General features: G+C 74.4%; 19 protein-coding genes and 1 pseudogene. 13 read left to right on the forward strand and 7 right to left on the reverse strand.

Annotated elements, in window-relative coordinates:
- Positions 1-323 precede the first annotated feature (323 nt).
- Positions 324-1,007, reverse strand: a pseudogene (locus tag FHS22_RS39555) (glycoside hydrolase family 26 protein); the annotation flags it as partial.
- Between the two features lie 285 nt (positions 1,008-1,292).
- On the opposite strand from FHS22_RS39555, the gene FHS22_RS06530 reads away from it, so the two are divergent.
- The 6 genes from FHS22_RS06530 (at position 1,293) to FHS22_RS06555 (ending at position 9,392) form a co-directional block, all read left to right on the forward strand.
- A complete protein-coding gene (locus FHS22_RS06530) occupies positions 1,293-2,594 on the forward strand; it encodes a carboxylate--amine ligase (protein ID WP_184939311.1) in 1,302 nt (433 codons plus the stop codon).
- Positions 2,595-2,699: 105 nt separating this feature from the next.
- Complete coding sequence (locus FHS22_RS06535; RefSeq protein ID WP_221473304.1) at positions 2,700-3,950, forward strand: NAD(P)-binding domain-containing protein; 1,251 nt, start codon at positions 2,700-2,702, stop codon at positions 3,948-3,950.
- A 92-nt stretch (positions 3,951-4,042) separates the two neighbouring features.
- A complete protein-coding gene (locus FHS22_RS06540; RefSeq protein WP_184939313.1) occupies positions 4,043-5,557 on the forward strand; it encodes an FAD-binding oxidoreductase in 1,515 nt (504 codons plus the stop codon).
- A 134-nt stretch (positions 5,558-5,691) separates the two neighbouring features.
- Positions 5,692-6,333 carry a GNAT family N-acetyltransferase gene (locus tag FHS22_RS06545; protein WP_338047625.1) on the forward strand — a complete coding sequence of 214 codons (642 nt, stop codon included), beginning with the start codon at positions 5,692-5,694 and terminating at the stop codon, positions 6,331-6,333.
- A 135-nt stretch (positions 6,334-6,468) separates the two neighbouring features.
- Positions 6,469-8,754, forward strand: a complete 2,286-nt coding sequence (locus FHS22_RS39155) for a sensor histidine kinase (RefSeq protein ID WP_184939316.1) — start codon at positions 6,469-6,471, stop codon at positions 8,752-8,754.
- On the forward strand, positions 8,751-9,392 hold the full coding sequence (locus FHS22_RS06555) for a response regulator transcription factor (RefSeq protein WP_184939317.1): 642 nt from the start codon (positions 8,751-8,753) through the stop codon (positions 9,390-9,392). The genes FHS22_RS39155 and FHS22_RS06555 overlap by 4 nt, the downstream gene beginning before the upstream one ends.
- Here the strand turns inward: FHS22_RS06555 and FHS22_RS06560 are convergent.
- Entirely contained in the window at positions 9,364-10,008 is a 645-nt protein-coding gene (locus FHS22_RS06560) for a hypothetical protein (RefSeq protein WP_184939319.1), read from the reverse strand. The genes FHS22_RS06555 and FHS22_RS06560 overlap by 29 nt on opposite strands.
- A 134-nt stretch (positions 10,009-10,142) precedes the next feature.
- Entirely contained in the window at positions 10,143-10,769 is a 627-nt protein-coding gene (locus FHS22_RS06565) for a hypothetical protein (RefSeq protein ID WP_184939320.1), read from the reverse strand.
- Between the two features lie 540 nt (positions 10,770-11,309).
- Between FHS22_RS06565 and FHS22_RS06570 the strand changes: the two genes are divergently transcribed.
- From FHS22_RS06570 to FHS22_RS06590, 5 genes are all read left to right on the forward strand, one after another.
- A complete protein-coding gene (locus tag FHS22_RS06570; RefSeq protein WP_184939322.1) occupies positions 11,310-12,152 on the forward strand; it encodes a hypothetical protein in 843 nt (280 codons plus the stop codon).
- A complete protein-coding gene (locus tag FHS22_RS06575) occupies positions 12,152-12,316 on the forward strand; it encodes a rhodanese-like domain-containing protein (protein ID WP_184939324.1) in 165 nt (54 codons plus the stop codon). Before FHS22_RS06570 ends, FHS22_RS06575 begins: the two co-directional genes overlap by 1 nt.
- Positions 12,313-12,657, forward strand: a complete 345-nt coding sequence (locus tag FHS22_RS06580) for a hypothetical protein (protein ID WP_184939326.1) — start codon at positions 12,313-12,315, stop codon at positions 12,655-12,657. Before FHS22_RS06575 ends, FHS22_RS06580 begins: the two co-directional genes overlap by 4 nt.
- 71 nt (positions 12,658-12,728) lie before the next feature.
- Complete coding sequence (locus FHS22_RS06585; RefSeq protein WP_184939328.1) at positions 12,729-13,061, forward strand: YnfA family protein; 333 nt, start codon at positions 12,729-12,731, stop codon at positions 13,059-13,061.
- 59 nt (positions 13,062-13,120) lie between these two features.
- Positions 13,121-13,369 carry a hypothetical protein gene (locus FHS22_RS06590; protein ID WP_184939330.1) on the forward strand — a complete coding sequence of 83 codons (249 nt, stop codon included), beginning with the start codon at positions 13,121-13,123 and terminating at the stop codon, positions 13,367-13,369.
- Here FHS22_RS06590 and FHS22_RS06595 read toward each other — a convergent pair.
- The 3 genes from FHS22_RS06595 to FHS22_RS06605 all read right to left on the reverse strand — a co-directional run bounded on the left by FHS22_RS06595 (position 13,353) and on the right by FHS22_RS06605 (position 17,354).
- Positions 13,353-15,353, reverse strand: coding sequence for an acetoacetate--CoA ligase (locus FHS22_RS06595; RefSeq protein ID WP_184939331.1), 2,001 nt, complete (start codon positions 15,351-15,353; stop codon positions 13,353-13,355). The two genes, FHS22_RS06590 and FHS22_RS06595, sit on opposite strands and share 17 nt — an antisense overlap.
- A gap of 205 nt (positions 15,354-15,558) precedes the next feature.
- Positions 15,559-16,437, reverse strand: a complete 879-nt coding sequence (locus FHS22_RS06600) for a serine hydrolase (RefSeq protein WP_184939332.1) — start codon at positions 16,435-16,437, stop codon at positions 15,559-15,561.
- Positions 16,434-17,354: a LysR substrate-binding domain-containing protein gene (locus tag FHS22_RS06605; RefSeq protein WP_184939334.1), complete on the reverse strand. Its 921-nt coding sequence runs from the start codon at positions 17,352-17,354 to the stop codon at positions 16,434-16,436. Before FHS22_RS06605 ends, FHS22_RS06600 begins: the two co-directional genes overlap by 4 nt.
- Positions 17,355-17,760: 406 nt before the next feature.
- Between FHS22_RS06605 and FHS22_RS06610 the strand changes: the two genes are divergently transcribed.
- Both FHS22_RS06610 and FHS22_RS06615 read left to right on the forward strand, forming a co-directional pair.
- Entirely contained in the window at positions 17,761-18,636 is an 876-nt protein-coding gene (locus FHS22_RS06610) for an MEDS domain-containing protein (protein ID WP_184939336.1), read from the forward strand.
- The gene (locus FHS22_RS06615; RefSeq protein WP_184939337.1) at positions 18,633-19,589 is read left to right on the forward strand and encodes an anti-sigma factor RsbA family regulatory protein; all 957 of its coding nucleotides are present in this window, start codon (positions 18,633-18,635) and stop codon (positions 19,587-19,589) included. The genes FHS22_RS06610 and FHS22_RS06615 overlap by 4 nt, the downstream gene beginning before the upstream one ends.
- Positions 19,590-19,600: 11 nt before the next feature.
- On the opposite strand, the gene FHS22_RS06620 is transcribed toward FHS22_RS06615, so the two are convergent.
- Positions 19,601-20,359 carry an HAD family hydrolase gene (locus tag FHS22_RS06620; protein WP_338047626.1) on the reverse strand — a complete coding sequence of 253 codons (759 nt, stop codon included), beginning with the start codon at positions 20,357-20,359 and terminating at the stop codon, positions 19,601-19,603.
- Positions 20,360-20,376 lie beyond the last annotated feature (17 nt).

The following is a 20,376-nucleotide window of genomic DNA, read 5'->3' on the forward strand; positions in this document are numbered from 1 at the left end:
CTCCCCGGCCCCGGCGGAGTGCCCGGCTCCGCGGGCGGGCGCTCCAGGTAGCGGCGGAAGACCACCGCCGACTCCGGGTTCGCGGGGCACTGCCAGACCCCGTGCGGGCAGTAGTCGGAGATCGAGTGGTAGACGACGTCGTGGGAGGAGATCCACTCCAGCATCCCCCGGACGTACTCGGGGCGGTCGCCCCTGCGGAACAGCCCCCACTCCGGGAACGAGATCGGTTTGCCGTGCGCCCGCGCGAAGTCCGCGTGGTACCGCATGCCGTACGGCTGGCCCACGTAGTCGGCGAAGGTCTCCCCGGGCGGCTGGTCGTAGGTGTCCATGCCGATGATGTCGACCACGTCGTCACCGGGATAGCACTCCGGCCACGGGATGGCGTCGGGGCCGCGGCTCGGCGCGAAGTCGAAGCGGAAGCGCTGCCCGGGCACCGCGCGCATCGTGGCGACGATCCGCCGCCAGTAGGCCTTCCACGCTCCGGGGTCGGGGGCGCAGCGGCTGGAGTAGGTCGTCCCGTTCATCTCCCAGCCTAGGACGATGATCGTGTCGGCGGCTCCGCCGTCGACCAGCCGGGCCGCCAGCGTCCGGAAGACGAGGTCGAACACGCCCTTCGCGCCTGCGCCGAGGAGCGCCGCGACCGCGGCGTCGGGCAGGCTCCCCTCGTTCGGCGCGATCATGGGGACGTTGAGCGCCAGGATCCGTCCCGGCTTCTCCGCGCGCCAGCGGATCCAGGGGTCCAGGATGAAGTCCGGTCCCCGCAGGGCGAGCCAGTTCTCACCGGGGAGGTAGGTCCGGCCGACGGTCGTCTCCAGGTCGCCGAGCCAGGACTCGAAGGCGGGCAGGCGCTCGGTGCCGCGCGCGTCGGAGGCGAGGAAGACGCCGAAGGAGGCGGTCCGGCCCGACGGTCCCCGATCGCCGCCGGTGATCGTGGCGGGCAGCACCAGCACTCCCAGGAAGGCCGCCGCGGCGATCAGCCCGCGGAGGTGAGCCTTTCCGATCCTCATTTCCTCTCATCCCCCTGCCGCCCGTTCCCTCCGGTGGCCGCGACCCGCCGGACACGCCGTCCGCCCACGATATAGACCTGCGCTTGGGATATGCATTACGGCGCGTTTTCGCCGCGAGTCGGGGAGGAATGCCACTATCGGCAAGAATTTACGGAGGGCCGGCCCCGGAGGACGACTTCCCGGCGACTCACCGGCGCAATAGCACCCCCATAGCAGAATGGACTTCTATAATAAACGGCCGACAACGAGGTCCGGATCACCTGACGCACCTGGCGGGCACATTCAATGAACGCGACCGAACCGGCGGAGAACAGCGGGCCACGCGGCGGAACCACCCGGACGGGGGCGGGCCCGATCCGGATGGACGCGGGCACGCCGGCGCTGGTGCTCCGCCTGGACGACAACCTCTTCCACCACGGCACGCTGGCGGCCGTCCGCTCGCTGGGCCGAGCCGGAGTGGAGGTGCACGCGGTCCTGGAGGGACCGCACGCGCCGGCCGCCCGCTCCCGGCACCTCACCCGCATGTACCGCTGGCCGGACGGGCCGAGGACCCCCGAGGCGCTGGTCGCCGCGCTGGAGTCGATCGCGGCGCGCATCGGGCGCCGCGCGCTCCTCATCCCGATGGACGACGCGGGCGCCATCTTCACCGCCGAGCACGCCGCCGCGCTCCGCCCGTCGTTCCTGCTGCCCGACCAGGTCCCGGAGCTGCCCCGGCGGCTGGCCGACAAGGCGGCGCTGGCCGAGCTGTGCGCGAGCCTGGACATCGCCCAGCCCGAGACCCGCGTGATCAGGAGCGAGGCCGACGCCGCCGCCGCGGCCTCCGGCCTCGGGCTGCCGCTGATGGCCAAGTGGGCCAAGCCCTGGCTGCTGCCGCCGGGGTCCGGGCTGCGCAGCACCGCCCCGGTCCGCACACCGCAGGCGGCCGCGCGGATCTTCGCCCAGGCCGCCGGGCACGGCAGCGAGCTGCTGTTCCAGCGCTTCGTACCCGGCGCCCCCGGCTCCGACTGGTTCTTCCAGGGCTACTTCGGCGCGGGCTCGTCGTGCCTGCTCGGCGGGGCCGGACGCAAGGAGCGCGCCTACCCGCCCCGCGCCGGCCTGACGACGCTGGGCCGGTGGCTGCCCAACCCCCGCGTCGAGGCGGCGGCGCACCGGATCGCCGCCGCCCTCGGCTACCGGGGCGTCCTCGACCTCGACTTCCGCCACGACGCCGCCGCGGACGTCTACTACCTGCTGGACTTCAACCCCCGGCTGGGGGCGCAGTTCCGCCTGTTCACCGACGACGGCGGCCTGGACCTCGTCCGCGCGCTCCATCTCGACCTCACCGGCGGGGCCGTGCCGGAGGGCCGGCCCGCGTACGGGCGCACCTATCTGGTCGAGAACTACGACGCTTTCCCCGCATTCCACGATCGGCGCACCGGGGAACTCACCTACGCGGGCTGGCTGCGCTCCGTCCGGGAGGCCGACGAGTTCGCCTGGTTCTCCGCCGAGGACTTCAAACCCTTTGTGGCGATGACGAGACAGACCCTGAAACGAGGCTTTACCCGCATCGCACGTCGCCACCGGAATTCCCCGGCCGGGTCGCGTTAGGCTTCGGCGGTGCTTCGCGGCCCGAACCGATCCGACGGGCCCGCATCCTCTTTTTCCGGGCCACCCCTGTCTTTTCTGGACACCCCTGACGACCAAGGAGAATTCATGCGTGCGCCGATGATCGATGTCGCCATTGTCGGAGCGGGCCCTTACGGCCTCTCCGTGGCGGCCCACGCCACCGCGGCCGGGCTGGACGCCCGCGTCTACGGCCGCCCGATGGAGGCCTGGGAGCGGCACATGCCACGCGGGATGCTGCTGAAGTCGGAGCCGTTCGCATCGAACCTGGCCGACCCGGGCGGGAGCTACGGGCTGGAGGCCTACTGCCGGCCGCGGGGGCTCCCCTGCGCCTACGGCGAGCCCATCCCGGTGGAGACGTTCGTCGACTACGGCAGGTGGTTCCGGTCGCAGGCCGTCGGGGACGCGCTCGACTCCTCGCCGGTGACCAAGATCCGCGCGGACGGCGAGCTGTTCACCGTCGAGCTGGAGACCGGCGAGACCGTCCCGGCCCGGGCGGTCGTCCTGGCCCTGGGGTTCCTCCCCTTCGCCCACCGGCCCGCCGCGCTCGCCGGGCTGCCCCCGGAGGTGGCGACGCACAGCTCCGAGCACCACGACCTGTCGCGGTTCGCCGGCCTCGACGTCACGGTGGTGGGCGCCGGGCAGTCCGCGCTGGAGACCGCGGCGCTCCTGCTGGAGGAGGGAGCGCGGCCCCGGGTGGTGGCCCGGGGGGACGCGCTGCGCTGGAACAGCGTGCCCGGCGGGCGCAGGTCGGCCCTCGACCGGGCCCTGGCCCCGGTCTCCGGGCTGGGCACGGGCTGGCGTTCCTGGGTCTGGTCGGAGCTGCCGGGCACGGTGCGCCACCTGCCCGCGGGCACCCGCCGGCACATCGTCAGGACGACTCTCGGCCCGGCGGGGTCGTGGTGGCTGCGCAGGCGTTTCGACGGGCACGTCCCGGTGGTCCTGGGGCGGACCCTGGAGGCCGCGGCGCACCGCGACGGTGTGAGCCTGACGCTGCGGGACGGTGCGGGCATGCGGGGCACGCTCCGCACCGACCACGTGATCGCGGCCACCGGCTACGTGGTGGACGTCGGGCGGATCGGCATCCTCGACGGGAGGCTCACCCGCGCGATCCGCAGGAGCGGGACCTCGCCGAGGCTGTCGAAGAACTTCGAGACGTCCGTCAGCGGCCTGTACGCCGTCGGTCTGGCCGCGGCCGACACCTTCGGCCCGGTCATGCGGTTCGTGCACGGCGCCGGGTTCGCCGCCCGCCGGGTCACCCGCGGCCTGGTCTCCTCCCTGGGGGGCCGGCCCTCGCCCGCCGCCGCGCCGGCGCGGTCCATGGAGCACGCCGCCCCCTGACCGGGACTCCCGACGTGACGCGAATGTGACCAACCGGACGGCTCGGGCAGACGTCTCACCGGGCAGGTTGCAAGAGCCATCGGGAGAAGACCATGGAATCCGCTCCGGCCGGACGGACACTGGACAGGCGCACGCTCCTGCGGATCGGCGGCATCGCCGCCCTCACCGCGGGAGCGGGGCTTCCCGCGCGGACCCGGGCCGCCGCGGAGACGGGGACGGCCGCGCGGACCGGCCCCCGGCCGTCGGACTGGCGGGCGCTGGAACGCGGGCTGGACGGCAGGCTCATCCGCCCGGGCGACGCCGCCTACGACGCCGCCCGCCGGCTGTTCAACCCCGCCCACGACGCGGTACGGCCGGCGGGCGTGGCCTACTGCGCCAACCCGTCCGACGTGGCCGAGTGCGTGAACTTCGCCCGCCGGATGGGCGTGCCGCCCGCCGTACGGTCCGGGGGGCACTCCTACGCCGGCTGGTCCACCGGGACCGGCCTGGTCATCGACGTCTCCCCCATGAACGCGGTGAGCCACTCCTCCGGCCGGGCGACCGTGGGGGCGGGGGCCAAGCTCGTCGACGTCTACGACAGGCTGGCCGCGGACGGGGTGAGCATCCCCGCGGGTTCCTGCCCCACGGTCGGGATCAGCGGGCTGGCGCTGGGCGGCGGGATCGGCGTGGTCGCCAGGAAGTACGGCCTGACCTGCGACGTGATGGAGTCGGTACGGATCGTCACGGCCGACGGCCGGGTGCTGGAGTGCGACGCGGACCGCAACCCCGACCTGCTGTGGGCCTCGCGCGGCGGGGGCGGCGGCAACCTGGGGGTGGCGGTCTCGTTCCGCTTCCGGACCCACCGCGCGCGGGAGGCCACGGTGTTCTTCCTGCGCTGGCCGTGGGCGAGGGCGGCCGGGGCCGTACGGGCCTGGCAGGCGTGGGCGCCGTCGGCGCCGGACGAGATGTGGTCCACCCTGCACCTGAGCCGCGAGGGCGGGACGGACCTGCAGCTCGTCGGGGTCCACCTGGGCGGGAAGGCGGAGTGCGAGCGGCTGCTCGACCGGCTGGCCGACCGGATCGGACCGGTCTCCTCCAGCTCCGTCCGGAAGACGTCCTACCTGCAGGCCATGATGACCATGGCGGGCTGCGCCGGCCTCTCCGTCTCCCAGTGCCACCAGGGCGGCTCCCTGCCCGGCCGGACCCGCGACGGGCGGCTGCCGCGCGACCGCTTCACGGCCAAGTCCCACCTGGCCTACCGCCCCGTCTCCGAGGCCGGGGCCAGGGCGCTGGTCGCCGAGGTGGCCAGGCCCGGCAGCCACACCGTGCTCCTGGACGCCCTCGGCGGCGCGGTCGGCCGCGTCCGCCCGGACGCCACCGCCTTCCCGCACCGGGCCGCGCTGTACAGCGTGCAGTACTACGCGCACCGCGCCGGGGCGGCCGGGTGGACCAGGAACGCGCACGCCGCGATGCGCCCGCACTTCGGCGACCACGCCTACGTCAACTACATCGACCCGGAACTGCGGGGCTGGCGCGGCGCCTACTACGGCGCCAATGCCGACCGCCTCGCCCGCATCAAGGCCGCCCGCGACCCCGGCCGCCTCTTCCGCCTTCCCCAGGGCATCTGAGCCGCCGCCCCGGCCCCGCCGGCGAGGACCTCCGGAGCCGTGCCGGACGGCGGGGGCGGGCCGGGGCCCGGTCCCGGAGCGACCCGGTGAAACCCGTTGCGCACCTCCCGGCCTCGTCGGCATGATCAATGGGTATGCGGCACTTTCCGGTCTTCCGGCTCCGGGTGAGCACTCCGCGCCTGGAACTGCGGCTCCCCTCGCTCGACGACCTGGACGACCTCGCGGACCTGGCCGTCGAGGGCATCCACGACCCGGAGAGCATGCCGTTCCTGTTCCCCTGGACCGACGCCGAGCCCGCCCGGCGGGCCTGGAGCGCGATCAGCTTCCACTTCCGCACGTGGGCGTCCTGGACCCCGCAGGAGTGGACCTGCCCCTTCGTCGTGGTCTGCGACGGGCGGATCGCCGGGGTCCAGGAGGTCTCGGCCACCGACTTCGCGGTCACCCGGGAGGTCTCCAGCGGCTCCTGGCTCGGCAGGCGCTTCCACGGCCGGGGCATCGGGACCGAGATGCGCACCGCCGTCCTCCACCTCGCCTTCGACGGCCTGGACGCCCTCTCGGCGACCTCGGGCGCGTTCACCGACAACCACGCCTCCCTCGCGGTCTCCCGCAAACTCGGCTACCGAGACGACGGCGTCGACGTCCGCTCCCGCCGGGGCGGGCGCGCCGAGACCCGGCGGCTGCGCCTGTCCCGGGACGACTGGACCACGCCGCCGGGATTCGAGGTCCACGGCCTGGAGCCGTGCCTGCCCCTGTTCGGCGCCGGCCCTACGGAGTAGGCGGCTCCGCGGGGCCTCCGCCGGCCCTGTCCCCCGCCCGACGGCCCTGTCCCCACGGCCCTGTCCCGGGACACCGTCCCGTGCCCGCCGGGACGGGGGTGCGGGTACGGTGTGGCGACCGGACCCGGAGGAGCAGTGATCACAGCGGCGCGCATCGCGTGGGCGGTATGCGCCCTGACCCTGGTCCTGGTCGTGCTCTCGGTGGTCCTGGCCCGGTTCAACGGCTACCACCTGATCGTCCAGAGCCACCAGCTGGTCGTGGTGGCGTGCGCGCTGGCGGGCGGGCTGATCGGGGCGCACCGCCCGGGCCATCCGGTGGGCCGGCTGCTCGCGCTCAGCGCGTTCTGCTTCGCGCTCTACGAGTGCTGCGGCCAGTACGCCGTCTACGGCGTGCTGACCCACGCGGCGGGCCCGGAGGGCCCGGGTGCCCCGCTCCCCGCCGGGCCCCTGCCCTTCGCCGAGGCGATGGCCTGGCCGCAGGCCTGGCTCTGGATCCCGGCCAACTTCGCCCTCACCCTGGTGTCCCTGTTCTTCCCCGGCGGCGCGCTGCCCTCGCCCCGCTGGCGGTTGTTCGTCCGGTCGGCGACCGCGGTGATCGTTCCGGCCATGGTGGTGAGCTCCCTGCGCCCCGGGGAGAACGAGCAGGTCGGCACCGGCCCGGGGGTGCCGAACCCGCTCGGGATCGCGGCCCTGGCGGGACCCGCCCAGACCGCGGAGGCGGTGGCGCTGGCCGTGCAGGTGACCGTCTTCGCCGCGGGAGGGCTCAACCTGCTGGTGCGGGCACGGCGCAGCACCGGCCAGGAGCGCGCGCAGATCAAGTGGCTGGCCTACGCGGTCGGGCTCGCCCTGCTGGTCGCCCACGCCCGGCTGGCGGCGGGGCTGACCGACGGCGACCCGCACCGCGTCTATCCCCCGATCTACTCGGGCTGGGAGCTCGCCGGCGTGCTCGGCGCGGCGCTCATCCCCGTCGCGATCTGCATCGCGATCCTGCGCCACCGGCTGTTCGACATCGACCTGGTGATCAACAGGACGCTGGTGTACGGGCTGCTCTCGGCCTGCGTGACCGGCGGCTACGTCCTCGTCGTCGGCTACCTCGGTGCGCTCCTGCCCTCCGCGGACCTGCCGGCCTCCGTGCTGGCCGCCGGGCTCGTGGCCCTCGCCTTCGCCCCGCTCCGGCAGCGCCTGCAGGGCTGGGTCAACCTGCTGATGTACGGCGAGCGGGACGACCCGCACGCGGCGCTCACCCGGCTGGCCCGCCGGCTGGAGGCCAGCGAGGAGCCGGACGCGGTGCTGTCCGGGGTCGCGCGGTCGGTGGCCGAGGCGCTGCGCCTGCCGTACGCGGCGGTGGAGACGGCCGCGGGCGTGCGGCACGCCTCCGGCCTTCCCGCGGGAGGCGGCGCGGAGGGCGGGTGGGCCGCGGAGCACGGCGCCGGCGGCCCCGGGGACGGCGGCCCGCCCCGGTCCGAGGGCGGCCTGCTCCGGCTGCCGCTGGTGTACGACGGCGAGCGGGTCGGCGATCTCATCCTGGCTCCGCGGACGGGCGAGAGCAGGTTCGGCCCGCGCGACCTGGCCGTCCTGACCGACCTGGCCCGGCAGGTGGCCGTGGCGGTGCACGCCGCGCGCCTCTCCGCCGACCTGCGCCGCTCCCGGGAGCGGCTGGTGATGGCCCGCGAGGAGGAGCGCCGCCGCATCCGGCACGACCTGCACGACGGTCTCGGGCCCACCCTGGCCGCGCTCACCATGCGCGCCGAGACCGCCTACGACCTGGCCGGGGACGAGAAGGTACGGCGGCTGCTGGCCGACATCGCCGACGACGCCGCGGCCGCCACGGCCGACGTGCGGGCCCTCGTGGACGGGCTGCGCCCGCCGGCGCTCGACGCCCTGGGGCTGCTCGGCGCGCTGCGCGCCCACGCGATCCGGCAGGCCCCCAGCCTGCGCGTCGCCGTCCACGCCCCGGACGAGCTGCCCGCGCTGCCCGCCGCCACCGAGGCCGCGGCCTACCGCATCGCGGCGGAGGCTCTGGCCAACGTCCGCCGGCACGCGGGCACGGCCGAGGCGGAGCTGCGGGTCGAGGTGACCGGGGCGGCGCTGGTGGTGGAGATCCTCGACCGCGGTCGCGGGATGCGGCCCGCCGGCCGGGAGGCGGATCCGGACGGCCCGGGCGGAACCGGGGCGGGCGGGAGCGCCGCGGAGGGGGCTCGGGAGGGGGTCGGGCTGGTGTCGATGCGGGAGCGCGCCGCCGAGCTGGGAGGATCGTGCACGGTCGAGGAGCGCGCCGGAGGCGGGACCGGGGTCCGGGTCGTGCTCCCGACACGCATGGAAGGCAGCGCCGGTGACCGGGCCGCGCCACCGGGGCGGCCGGCGGGCCGCTCCGACGGGCAGGATCATGCTCCCGGCGCGTATCGGAGGGGGCATCCGTGATCAGGGTTCTGCTGGTCGACGATCACGCCGGGTTCCGCGCCGGGCTGCGGGCCCTGCTCTCGGCGGTCGAGGGCGTCGAGGTCGCCGACGAGGCGGCCAGCGGCGAGCAGGCGCTGGCCCTCGTCGGCCGGGCGCAGCCGGACGTGGTCCTGATGGACCTGACGATGCCCGGCATGGGCGGGATCGCGGCGACCGAGCGGCTGGTCCGCGACCACCCGCACGTCCGGGTGATCGTGCTGAGCATGTCGGACGACGACGACTCGGTGTTCGCCGCCATGCGGGCCGGGGCGCGCGGCTACGTCCTCAAGGGCGCGCGCAAGGCGGAGCTGGTCCGGTCCGTGCAGGCGGTCGCCGACGGCGAGGCCATCTTCGGCCCCGCCATCGCCGCCCGGATGGCGGAGTACTTCGCCGGGCGCGAGCGGGGCGGGCCCGCGCCCGGGGCGGCGCTGCCCGAGCTGACGCGGCGGGAGCGGGAGATCCTCGGGCTGGTCGCCGGGCACCTCACCAACCCGCAGATCGCGGCCAGGCTCGGGCTGAGCCAGAAGACCGTGCGCAACCACGTGTCGGCGATCTTCACCAAGCTCCAGGTGGCGGACCGGGCCCAGGCGATCATGCGTGCGAGAGAGGCCGGTCTGTGAGTTCCGCCCCCTGCCACTCCCGCTGCGGCATCCGCAGCACGCGGAGCGCGATCCAGCCGTAGGAGGCCAGGTGGAGCAGGGCGCCGGTGGACTGCACGGCGGGCGGCTGCTCCATGGTCACGAACGGCACGACCGTCCCCACCGCGGCCGCGACCGGCACCCACCACGGGGCCAGGCGGGTCGCGGCGAGCCCGATGAGGAGGGTGAACAGGCCGATGTGGAGCAGGAAGCCGGGCAGCAGCATGCCGTACAGGAACCCCCAGAGCTCACCCGCCCGCTCGATCACCTTCTCGGCCTCGGCGTCGCGCAGGACCTGGGCCAGGGCCAGGTCGTAGAAGTCGGTGGTGAACAGGGTCAGGCCGTGCCCGGCGCCGACCAGCCCGAGCGCGGCGCCCGCGGCGCCGGTCCGGGGGGCGCGGTACTTCAGCAGGTGCGCCATGCCCAGGACGGCCGGGATGAGGCTGAGCGTCGCCCAGATGTAGAGCAGGGCGCTGACCTGGACGGCGGTCGCGTTCTCCCGGAAGATCCCGGGAGTGTGATCGGCCCCGGGGGGCGAGGTGAAGAAGGCCAGGAACTCGAAGGCGGGCCAGGCGAGCAGGGCGATTCCGGCGACCACCCTGCGGAATGAATCCGGATTTTTCATCATGTAGTGGAGTAAAACCACCAAACGTCCCGGCTCTCTTGAGTCACCGTCCCGGTCAGCCGGGAGGAATGTCCTCCACACTCCGCATCCCGGCCCCGTCTCCGGCGTCAGCCGTACAGGGTGGGCAGATCCACGAGGAGAACGCGGGAGTCCTCGCCCGCCTCGGCCTGGAGCTGCTCGTCGAAGCCCGCCCCGCTGTAGCAGGTGAGCACCGCATCGTCCGCCCGGTGCCCCTGGGCCGTGAGGAGCTCGCGCGCCCGGCGGAGCCGGTCCAGATGCCCCAGCCCCATCACTTTGTCCCACTTGACCTCACCGATCGAGAGGACCCGCTGCCTCTCCTCGAGAAGTGCGGGCGTCATCACCACGACATCCAGCTCGATCTTGTTGTTCTCCCGCTTCGAGTGGTCGACGAGGAGCGCGGAGCCGACCTCGCCCGGGGGTTCGTCGAAGAAGTCGTCGGCGAGGATCGCCCAGTCCCGGCAGATCCGCTCGAAGTTCGGGCCCACGACCCGGGAGAGGAAACGCGGCTGCGACCCGCGCCACACCCGCTCGGCCTCGCCGAGTTCGAGTGCCGCCCAGCGCGGCCGCATGACCGACTGGTAGAAGGTGATGAGAGGCTCGGCGATGCGGTAGACGGGCTTCTTCCGCTGGATGACGTCGTGGTCCTTGACGATCAGCTGGCAGTCCACCAGCACATTGAGCGGATGGGCGATCTCCGCGGACTTGCGGCCCACGGAGGCGGCGATCCCGCCGTTGGTGGCGTTCCCGGCGGCGATCGCGCCGAGAACGGAGTTGTAGAGCCCTGGGTCCCGCGCCTCGACCTCCTCCGCGAGGAGATACCGCGCTTCGCGAAACAGGGGGACCTGCGGGTTGAGGACCGTACGGCAGACCCAGTCGTCGAAGTCGGCCAGGCCCCGGGGGACGTCGTTGCGGACGAACTGGCGGCCGTAGGCAGGCGTGCCGCCGACGATCGCGTGCAGGAGCGCCGCGAGCTTCGGGTCGTCGGCCCCCCAGAATCCGGCGCCGTGGCGGCCGCCGCGTCGGCGGCACCGGCGGCGACCGCAGCAGGGCCTTGGCGGAGCCCGTACCGGGTCTCGGCCCGACAGGTCGTGTGTTTCCGGAAGCGGCGTCGAAGGGCCGCTTCCTGGCCGGAAGCCGCGTTCGGCGTCTGCTTCCGGAAACGAGCCATTCCGGAAGCAGAGGCCACGGGGACTTGCAACCTGTACCCCGGTACAGCCCTACCGTCGAAGTACGACATCGACCTGGAGACCGTCATGGCAGATCAGAGCACGAGTGGCGGGTGCACGTGCTGCGCCCCCGCCCCCGCCTCAACCACCATCTCAACCGGCGCCGCGGCGGTGCGGGCGCGATTGCTGGCCGGCGCCGAGCAGCTGGGCATCGCCGGCCCGGCGCTCACCGAGCTGGCCGACCTGTTCGACGGCGGAGACTGCGCCGCGGTGCAGCAGCGCCTGGCCGCCCTGGTGGCCGAGCGGCTGCAGGCGGCCGAGCAGGCCGTGGTCGAGCAGATCGAGCACACCGCGCTCCGGCAGCACCAGGCCGGCGCCGCCGGAGCAGACGGCCAAGCGGTCGCCGCGCTGCAGAGCACCACGGCCGAGCTGACCGGCCAGGTCGCCCGGTTGCAGGCCGCCGCCCAGCACCTGGCCGCCCCGGCCCGCACCGGGGCCTGCGAGGCGCAGTGCGCGTGCCTGAGCGCCGCCTCGGCGATCACCACCCCGCGGATCCCGGTCGCCCGCGCCGCGCTGACCCTCGCCGACGACGTCGCGGCCGACGGGCCGGACATCGTGTGCACCCTGGGCGGCGGCGTCGAGGCGATGCGCGAGCGGGTCAGCCAGTGGCAGGCCGCACTCGCCCCCGCCACCGGGCGCACACCGATCGCGGGCGGGCTGCAGTTGACCTACGCCCATGACGAGGCCCTTGCCGCGGAGCTGGCCCGGCTGGCGGCCGCCGAGTTCGCCTGCTGCTCGTTTTTCACCTTCACCCTGACCGTCGGCCCCGGCGGTATGACCTTCGCCGTGACCGCACCGCCGGCCGCCGGAGAGCTGGTGACCGCGGTGTTCGGCACCGCCGATGCCGCTGCTGCCCGAAAGAGCGTGTGATGGAGACGATCACCCGCGAGCAGCTGCGCGTCCTGCTGGAGGCCGGCGCGGTGGCGCTGATCGAGGCCCTGCCGGCCGCCGCCTATGCGGCCGAGCACCTCCCCGGCGCCCTCAACGTGCCCGGAGCGCTGAGCGCCGAGCTGGCCGAAGGAGATGCCCGATGACGCCGCCCCAGAACCGCCCCGCCCTGCCGCTGGCCGCCGCCGAACGGCCGACACACGATCACGGCCGTGCGCCGGGCGACGGCGCACCCCCGAGGCGCAGCAAGGTCGCCGCCGCGTTGGCGGTGGCGGCGTGTGCGGCCTGCTGCGCGCTGCCGTTGCTGATCGCGGGCGGGCTGCTGACCGGCGCCGGCGCCGCGCTGGTGGAGAACGCCCTGCTGGCCGTGGCCGGGCTGCTGCTGGCCGCCGCGGCGGGCATGTGGTGGCTGCACCGGCGCCGCACCGCCCGCACGGCCGCCGCCTCCGGGACCGGCTGCGGATGTGGAGGCGGCTGCGGGTGCTGACCGGCCATCACCGCGCCGCGGCCGCGGGCCGGTCCTGGTCCGGCTCGCGGCCTGTGCTGGGATAGCCGGTCATGACGCTTCTCCGCTCGCTGGTGCTGTTCGCCCTGTCCGCCGTGTTCGAGATCGGCGGCGCCTGGCTGATCTGGCAGGGCTGGCGCGAGCACCGCGGCCCGGCCTGGATCGCCGCCGGGATCCTCGCCCTGGCCGCCTACGGGTTCGTGGCCACCTTCCAGCCCGACGCCCACTTCGGCCGGATCCTGGCCGCCTACGGCGGCGTGTTCGTCGCCGGATCCCTGGCCTGGGGAATCGTCGCCGACGGCTTCCGCCCCGACCGGTGGGACGTGATCGGCGCGCTCATCTGCCTGGTGGGGGTGGCGGTCATCATGTACGCCCCGCGCGGATGACCGTCCCCGGCCGCCGGTGATCCGCCCGGCGGACCTCCCCTCCCCCTGACCGGACCCTGATGCCCGCTCTGCCGCTTGCCGCGATCCCCAGCCCGCCCGAGGGCGTCTGGTACCCGGGGCCGATACCGATCCGCGGCTACACGATCTGCATCCTGCTCGGCGTCGTGGTCGCCGTCGTCATCGCCGAGCGCCGCTGGCGGGATCGCGGCGGCGTGCCGGGCGCCCGCGAACCGCCGGGCCGTACCCCGGGCCACGCGCCGCCGGACCGTGACCCGGCGGCGCGGGACGGCGTCAGGGCTCCGGGGTGAAGCAGTACAGCACCTCGGGGTTGGCCATGGCGTCGAGGTTGGCGGCCTTCTCCGGGGGGACGCCGAGGAGGATCTTGCGGACCGGGACCTCCAGCTTCTTGCCGCTCAGCGTGCGCGGGATGCCGGGGACCTCGGTGATCTCGTTGGGCACGTGCCGGGGCGAGAGCTCCTCCCGCAGGGTCTTGCGCAGGCGCATCACCAGGTCGTCGGTGAGTTCGGCGTCCTCGGCCATGGTGACGTAGAGCAGCAGGCGGCCCTCCTGGCCGAGCTGGCCGGTGTCGATCACCAGGCTGTCGGCGATCTCCTCGAAGCGCTCGACCACGCGGTAGAACTCGCTGGTGCCCATCCGCACCCCGCCGCGGTTCAGCGTCGAGTCGGAACGCCCGTAGATCACGCAGCCGCCGTCGGGGAGGATCTTGATCCAGTCGCCGTGCCGCCAGACGCCCGGGTAGTCGGCGAAGTAGCTCTCCCGGTAGCGGGAGCCGTCGGGGTCGTTCCAGAACATGACCGGCATGGAGGGCATCGGCTGGGTCAGCACCAGCTCCCCCACCTCTCCGGTCACGGCCTTGCCCGACGGGTCGAACGACTCCACCTTCGCGCCCAGGCAGCGGCACGGGATGACCCCGGCGTCGACCGGGAGCAGCGGCACCGCGCCGACGAAGCCGGTGCACACGTCGGTGCCGCCGGAGAACGAGCCGAGCTGGACCTCCGGCAGCGCCTCGTGCACCCAGGCGAACCCCTCGGGGGGCAGCGGCGAGCCGGTCGAGCCCAGGCCGCGCAGCCTCTCCAGCCCCTCGGGCTTCAGGCCCGCCTTCATCGAGGCGACGATGTACGGCGCGCCGGTGCCGAAGTAGGTGACGCCCTCCTCGGCGGCCAGCCGCCACAGCGCGTCGGTCCCGGGATGGGTCGCCGAGCCGTCGTAGAGCACCACGGCCGAGCCGACCAGCAGGCCGCCGATGAGGTAGTTCCACATCATCCAGCCGGTCGTGGTGTACCAGAAGAACACGTCGTCGGGGCCGAGGTCCTGGTGGAAGGAGAGCGCCTTGAGATGCTCCAGGACCACACCGCCGTGGCCGTGCACGATCGGCTTGGGCAGGCCGGTGGTGCCGGAGGAGTAGACGATCCAGAGCGGGTGGCCGAACGGGACCGGCTCGAAGGCCAGGGGCTCGGCGGCCGAACGCAGCTCCTCCCAGCCCACGACGGCGTGGCCCGGGTCGTCCTGCGGGCCCGCGGGCGCGTCCGCCGCCCCGCCCGCCGCCGTGCCCGCCGCCGACGCTCCGGCCGCGCCCGCCGTACCCGCCGCCTGTGCGGGCAGGCGCACCCGGGCGGCGAGGCTCGGCAGGCTGGCGGCGATGTCGCCGGCCACCTCGGCCCGGTCGAAGTGCCTGCCGTTGTAGTCGTAGCCGTCCGCCGTGATCAGCACCTTGGGCTCGATCTGGGTGAAGCGGTCGATCACGCTGGGCGCGCCGAAGTCCGGGGAGCAGGAGGACCAGATCGCCCCGAGGGAGGCGGTGGCGAGGAAGGCGACGAGCGTCTCGGGCACGTTCGGGGCGTAGGCGGCGACCCGGTCGCCCCTGCCCACCCCCAGCTGGGCCAGTCCCGCGCGGACCCGCGCCACCTCGCCGGCCAGCTCGCCGAGCGTGAGCGTGCGCCGCCCGCCCGACTCGTCGCGGGAGACCACCGCGAGCCGGTCCGGCTCCGCCGCGGCACGGCGCAGCGCGTTCTCCGCGTAGTTCAGCGTCGATCCGGTGAACCATTCGGCGCCGGGCATCGTCCCAGATATGACGGGCCCGTCACCACGAGCTCCGGCCACCTCGAAGTAGTCCCAGACGGAGGTCCAGAACTCGGCCGGGGCGTCCACCGACCACTGCCACAGACCCTGGTAGTCGACCGGCCGCCCGAGCCACTCCATGTACCGGGCGACCTTCGCGTTCCGCATGATCTCCGGCGTGGGTTCCCAGAGCCGCGTACCTTCCTCAACCATGCTCCCATCCTCGCCGGGACCCGTACGGATGTCATCCCCGGGGGCCCACATGCGGCGGCCGGGGATGTGTGGGCCTCCCACGTAGCCGCCCGGCGCGCGCCCTGCGCCCCGGCCGGGCGAGCCGAGTCGCAGGGCGCCTGGTCAGAAGGGGCGCGGCCAGGAGGGCGCGGCCGGAGAAGGCCCGGTGAAGGCGGCCAGGGCGCGGTCAGAGGGCCGGAGAGCGCAGGTGCTCCACGGCGGCCCGGGCGGCGGTGCCGATCACCGCGTCGGCGCGCGGCTGGTTCTGGGCGGTGCCGTACGAGCGGGTGAAGACCGCGACGGCGTAGCGTCCGCCGTCGGGGTACTCCACGACCCCGGCCTCGTTGCGGAGCGTGGGCAGCGTGCCGGTCTTGCCGCTGACCGCGACGTCGTCGTAGGGGAAACCCGAGGCGAGCCGGTGCGGCCAGACCTGCAGGCCCAGCAGGCGGCGCATCCACGCGCAGGAGGCGGGCGTGGCCGCCTCGTCCCGCCAGATCGCGGCGAGCAGCGCGGCCGTCTCGCGCGGCGTGCTGCGGTTGGTGCGGGCGGGGTCGAGGACCCGCAGCCGGGAGATCACCGCCGGGTCCGTCGGCATGTCCTCCCGGCCGGAGTCCGCCACGACGCTCGCGAACAGCCCGGCGCAGTCGTGCTCCACCCACGTCCCGTCCAGGCCGAATCCGGCCAGCATGGTGTTGACCGCCGCCAGGCCGACCCGGCCGGCCAGGGTGTCGGCGGCGGTGTTGTCGCTCACCGCGATCATCAGGTAGGCCAGGTCGCGCAGGGAGACCGTCACGTCGTCGGCCATCGCCGACACCCCGGTGGGCCCGGGGGTGTGGCGGTCCGCCATGACCGTGACCCGCTCGGCCGGGTCCAGCAGTCCCCGGTCCGCCTGGCGGAAGAACTCCACCATCAGAGCGATCTTGAACACCGAGGCCAGGACCACGGGCTCGTCCGCGCCGCAGGAGACCTCCGCCCCGGTGTCCACGTCCACGGCGTGCAGGAGACCGGTCACGCCCGCCGCGCGGAACAGCCCCGCGAAGTCGGGCCCGCCGTTCGTACCGGTCACGCCAGGAACCCCGAGGAGGGCCTGGCCCGCACCTGGCGCACCGGCGCCGCGCCGTCGTCCGTCATCCCGGCATTCTCCTTCAGCACCCGTACGGCCACCGCCCCGAAGGCCACCGCCGCCGGGCTCGCCTCCCCACGCCAGGCGGTCGAGATCCGCCAGGCCAGCGGGGCGCCCAGCAGCGGCCTCCAGCGTAGGCCCGGCAGCTCCACCCGGGGCCCGAAGGCGACGGCCGCACCGGCCATGACCAGTCCGAGGGTCTGGGCCTCGTGCACCTCCTCCGGGACGAACCCGTGGCGGCGGCACTCGGCGAGCGTCTCCTCGTGCAGCCCCGGCTCGCCGGGGAACAGGACCAGCCGCCGTCCGGCCAGGTCGGCCAGGTGCACCGAGGGCGCCGCGGCGAGCGGGTCCGACGCGGCCAGCACGACCCCGGGGCGCTGGACGAGCACCGGGCCGAGGTTCAGGCCGGGGGCGGCGACGGGGTGGCGGAGCACGCCCACGTCCAGGGCTCCGGAGGCGAGGGCGGCGGCCTGGTCGGCGCTCCACAGCTCCGCGGGTGCGAGCCGTACGTCGTCGCCGGCCTCCTCGAAGCCGGCGATCAGCGCCGCGATCACCGCCGAGCCCAGGTCGGGCGGGACTCCGACCCGGAGCACCGCGCCCTCCCCGCGCCCGGCGAGCACGCGCAACCGGTCGACCCGGACGAGGATCTCCCCGGCCTCGGCCAGGATCGCCCGCCCCGCCCCGGTCAGCCGCACCTGGCGGCTGGAGCGGTCGAACAGCCGCACGCCCAGCTCCTCCTCCAGCCGCCGGATGCGCTGGCTGAGCGGCGGCTGGGCCATGCCGAGCCGGGCGGCCGCGTTGCCGAAGTGCAGTTCCTCCGCGACGACGGTGAAGTAGCGCAGATGCTTCACCAGGTCCATGAACAGGAATTATATCCTTTTCGATATAAATTTATGGTCAATATCAACATCGGACATCGATGCGATCCTTTTCGAGCGCCGGCACCGGCGGTTCCGGGCCGACCCGAAGCTGCCGGGGGCCGACTTCGGGATCACCGGCGGCGGCGCCGAGGCGGGCGCCGAGGTGCGCTTCCGCGCCCGGCTGGAGGGGCCGGTGGACCGGGCCTACGACGGCTCCCTCCCCTGGCCGGGCACGACCGGGCCTGGCGGGTGCGGTGGACCCCGGCCTCCCTCGTCGCGCTCCGGTCCTCGACCGGCGAGATCCCGTCCGCGGCCAACGGACCCGGCGACGCTAGACTGGGGTGACAGAGGCGGGCCCTGCCGGATCCCCCGGACCGTCCCCCGGCACGTTGCGATAGGTGGAGTGATGCGCCAGGTCAAGGACGTGCGGTTGGGCGACCACCTGTGCCTGGCGTTCACGCACGAGGCCGAGCAGCGCGAGGTGTCGGTCACGTTCGTGACCGCCGGCCTGGCGCGCGGCGAGCGGGTGCTGTACCTCACCGACGATCCCACGCCCGACCGGGTTCGGCACTGGTTGGAGGAGGCCGGCGTCGACGTCGCGGCGGTGACGGCGGCCGGGCAGCTGGGAGTGCGGCCGGCCCGGGAGGGCTACCTGGTCTCCGGCCGGTTCGACCCCGACGCGATGATCACCGCACTGCGCGGCGAGGTGGCCGGCAGTCTGGCGGCCGGGTTCTCCGGGTTCCGGATCAGCGGCGAGATGGGCTGGGCCCTGCGGGGGGTGGCCGGTGCCGAGCGCCTGGAGGAGTACGAACGGCGCATCACCGCGCTGTTCCACGAGGGCATGTCGGCGGCGATCTGCCAGTACGACACACGTGTGTTCCCCCCCGATCGGCTGGACGCGCTGACCGGCTGCCACCCGGAGCAGGTGCAGATGAACGCGTTGCTGCAGGACGGCCCGCTGCGCGTCACGCCCGCCTTCGACTCCGAGGGGAGACCGGTCCTGCGCGTCTCCGGCGCGATCGACCGGGACACCGCCGCGGCCTGGGACGCGGCCCTGCAGAGCGCGGTCGGCGAGGACGGCGACGTCCGGGTCGACATGGGCGGGCTGGAGTTCATCGACGTGGCCGGCCTTCGCGTGCTGGTCCGTACGGCCGCCGCCCTGCCGGACGGGCGGTGCCTCCGGGTGCTCCGCCTCGCGCCGGCACTGGACAAGGTCATCCGCATGGTGGGCTGGGACCGGACCAGCGGCCTGGTCATCGACTCGGAGGTGGCGTCCGCATGACCGCTGTCACCGGCCAGGCCGCCGCGGCGGCGCCGGAACTGATCCACCACGCGCTGGTCTACGGCAGCGACGAGGCGTTCCTGTCGGCCACCACCGGGTTCTGCCGGGACGGGCTGGCCGGCGGCGACCGGGTGCTGGCCGTGACCACCCCGGCCAACATCGGCCTGCTGGAGGACGCCCTGGGCCCGGCCGCCGCAGGCGTGGAGTTCGTCGCCGCCGACGACTGGTACGGCGCCCCGGGCCGGACCCTGGCCGCCTACGGCCGGTACGTCGACGCGCACAAGGTGCGCCACCGGCGGGTGCGCATCATCGGCGAGCCGGTCTGGCACGGGCGCAGCCCGGCGGAGGAGGCCGAGTGGACGCGCTACGAATCGGTGATCAACGCCGCGTTCGCCGGCAGCCCGGCCTGGATCGTGTGCCCCTACGACGAGCGGACGCTGCCCGAGCGCATCGTCGCCGACGCCCGCCGTACCCATCCGAAGCTGCTGACCGGCTCCGCCGAGCACGACAGCCACGCCTACACCGACCCGGCCGCGTTCGCCCACGCCTCCGACCACCTGCCGCTGCCGCCGCCCGCCGGGGCCGGTGAGGAGATCCGCTTCGACGCCGACCTCGGCCGGATGCGGCAGCGGGTGGCGGCCCGTGCGGCGGCGCTCGGTCTGTCCGCCGGGCAGATCGACCGGCTGCTGCTGGCCGTCAACGAGGTCGCCGCCAACGCCGTCCAGCACGGCGGCGGGCACGGCCGGATCCTGCTGTGGGCCGACGCCGCCGGCATCGGCTGCGACGTCGCCGACCCGGGGCGGTTGAGCACGCCGTTCCCCGGCTACCTGCCGCCCGACCCGCTCGCCGACCGCGGCCACGGCCTGTGGGTGGTGCGCCAGCTCTGCGAGCTGCTGGAGATCCGCACCGGCCGGAACGGCACCCAGGTCCGCCTGCACCTGGCCCGCGGCTGACGGCCGGGGCCCTACCCGGCCTTGCGGGCGGGTGAGGTGAGCCCGGCCACCGCGGCCACCACCTCGGAGGGGTTCGACAGGTCGGGCAGGACCACGTCGGCGCCGGCCTCGTGCAGTTCGGCCGGGAGGGAGCGCCCGGTGGCCACCGCGATCATCGCGGCCCCGGCGATCCTCGCGGCCTGGACGTCCCTGGCCGAGTCGCCGACGAGCACGGTGTTGCTCCCGTCGAAGACGGCGCCGTACGCGCGCTTGGCCCGGCCCTGGGCCACCTGGAGCAGGGTGGCCTTGGGGTAGACCTCCTCGCCGTACCCGCCGACCTCGACGTCCAGGTGCTTGTGCAGCCCGAACGCGGTCAGCTTGTGCACGGCGTTGCTCTTGATCGTCCCGGTGAGCACCGACTGGACGGTGCCGTCGAGCCGGGAGACCGCCTTGAGCGCCTCCCTCGCCCCGGGCATCGCCCGGCCCTCCTTGGCCAGGCGGCCGCGGCGGGCCGCGAAGGCCGTGGCCAGCGCGTCCAGGAACCTCGGCAGGTGCTCGTCCTCGGCGGCGATCCCGTTGATCGCCAGCGTCTCGAAGATGATCTCCGAGTCGGGGCGGCCGTTGTGCTGGGTGAGCTTCACCAGGGGGCGGCCGGTGACCTGGCGGAAGGCCTCGGCGTACGCGTCGCGGGTGACGATGGACACGTCGACCAGGGTGAGGTCGACGTTCCAGAGAACGAGGCGGTTGATCGTGGCCTCCGGGACTGGGCGGGGATGCCAGGGTACGGCCACCGCCGCACCCTGACCGC

This window comes from Thiemannella venezuelensis (genome assembly GCF_014203605.1).
GTDB classification, from domain to species: Bacteria; Actinomycetota; Actinomycetes; order Streptosporangiales; family Streptosporangiaceae; genus Planomonospora_A; species Planomonospora_A venezuelensis.

Excerpts from the sequence above, each read along its gene's own strand:
- FHS22_RS06595 (WP_184939331.1), bottom strand. The coding sequence starts at position 15,353 with ATGGTTGAGGAAGGTACGCGGCTCTGGGAACCCACGCCGGAGATCATG.
- FHS22_RS06535 (WP_221473304.1), top strand. The coding sequence starts at position 2,700 with ATGCGTGCGCCGATGATCGATGTCGCCATTGTCGGAGCGGGCCCTTAC.
- FHS22_RS06605 (WP_184939334.1), bottom strand. The coding sequence starts at position 17,354 with ATGGACCTGGTGAAGCATCTGCGCTACTTCACCGTCGTCGCGGAGGAA.
- FHS22_RS06575 (WP_184939324.1), top strand. The coding sequence starts at position 12,152 with ATGGAGACGATCACCCGCGAGCAGCTGCGCGTCCTGCTGGAGGCCGGC.
- FHS22_RS06570 (WP_184939322.1), top strand. The coding sequence starts at position 11,310 with ATGGCAGATCAGAGCACGAGTGGCGGGTGCACGTGCTGCGCCCCCGCC.
- FHS22_RS06610 (WP_184939336.1), top strand. The coding sequence starts at position 17,761 with ATGCGCCAGGTCAAGGACGTGCGGTTGGGCGACCACCTGTGCCTGGCG.
- FHS22_RS06540 (WP_184939313.1), top strand. The coding sequence starts at position 4,043 with ATGGAATCCGCTCCGGCCGGACGGACACTGGACAGGCGCACGCTCCTG.
- FHS22_RS06585 (WP_184939328.1), top strand. The coding sequence starts at position 12,729 with ATGACGCTTCTCCGCTCGCTGGTGCTGTTCGCCCTGTCCGCCGTGTTC.
- FHS22_RS06590 (WP_184939330.1), top strand. The coding sequence starts at position 13,121 with ATGCCCGCTCTGCCGCTTGCCGCGATCCCCAGCCCGCCCGAGGGCGTC.
- FHS22_RS06530 (WP_184939311.1), top strand. The coding sequence starts at position 1,293 with ATGAACGCGACCGAACCGGCGGAGAACAGCGGGCCACGCGGCGGAACC.
- FHS22_RS06580 (WP_184939326.1), top strand. The coding sequence starts at position 12,313 with ATGACGCCGCCCCAGAACCGCCCCGCCCTGCCGCTGGCCGCCGCCGAA.
- FHS22_RS06615 (WP_184939337.1), top strand. The coding sequence starts at position 18,633 with ATGACCGCTGTCACCGGCCAGGCCGCCGCGGCGGCGCCGGAACTGATC.
- FHS22_RS06545 (WP_338047625.1), top strand. The coding sequence starts at position 5,692 with ATGCGGCACTTTCCGGTCTTCCGGCTCCGGGTGAGCACTCCGCGCCTG.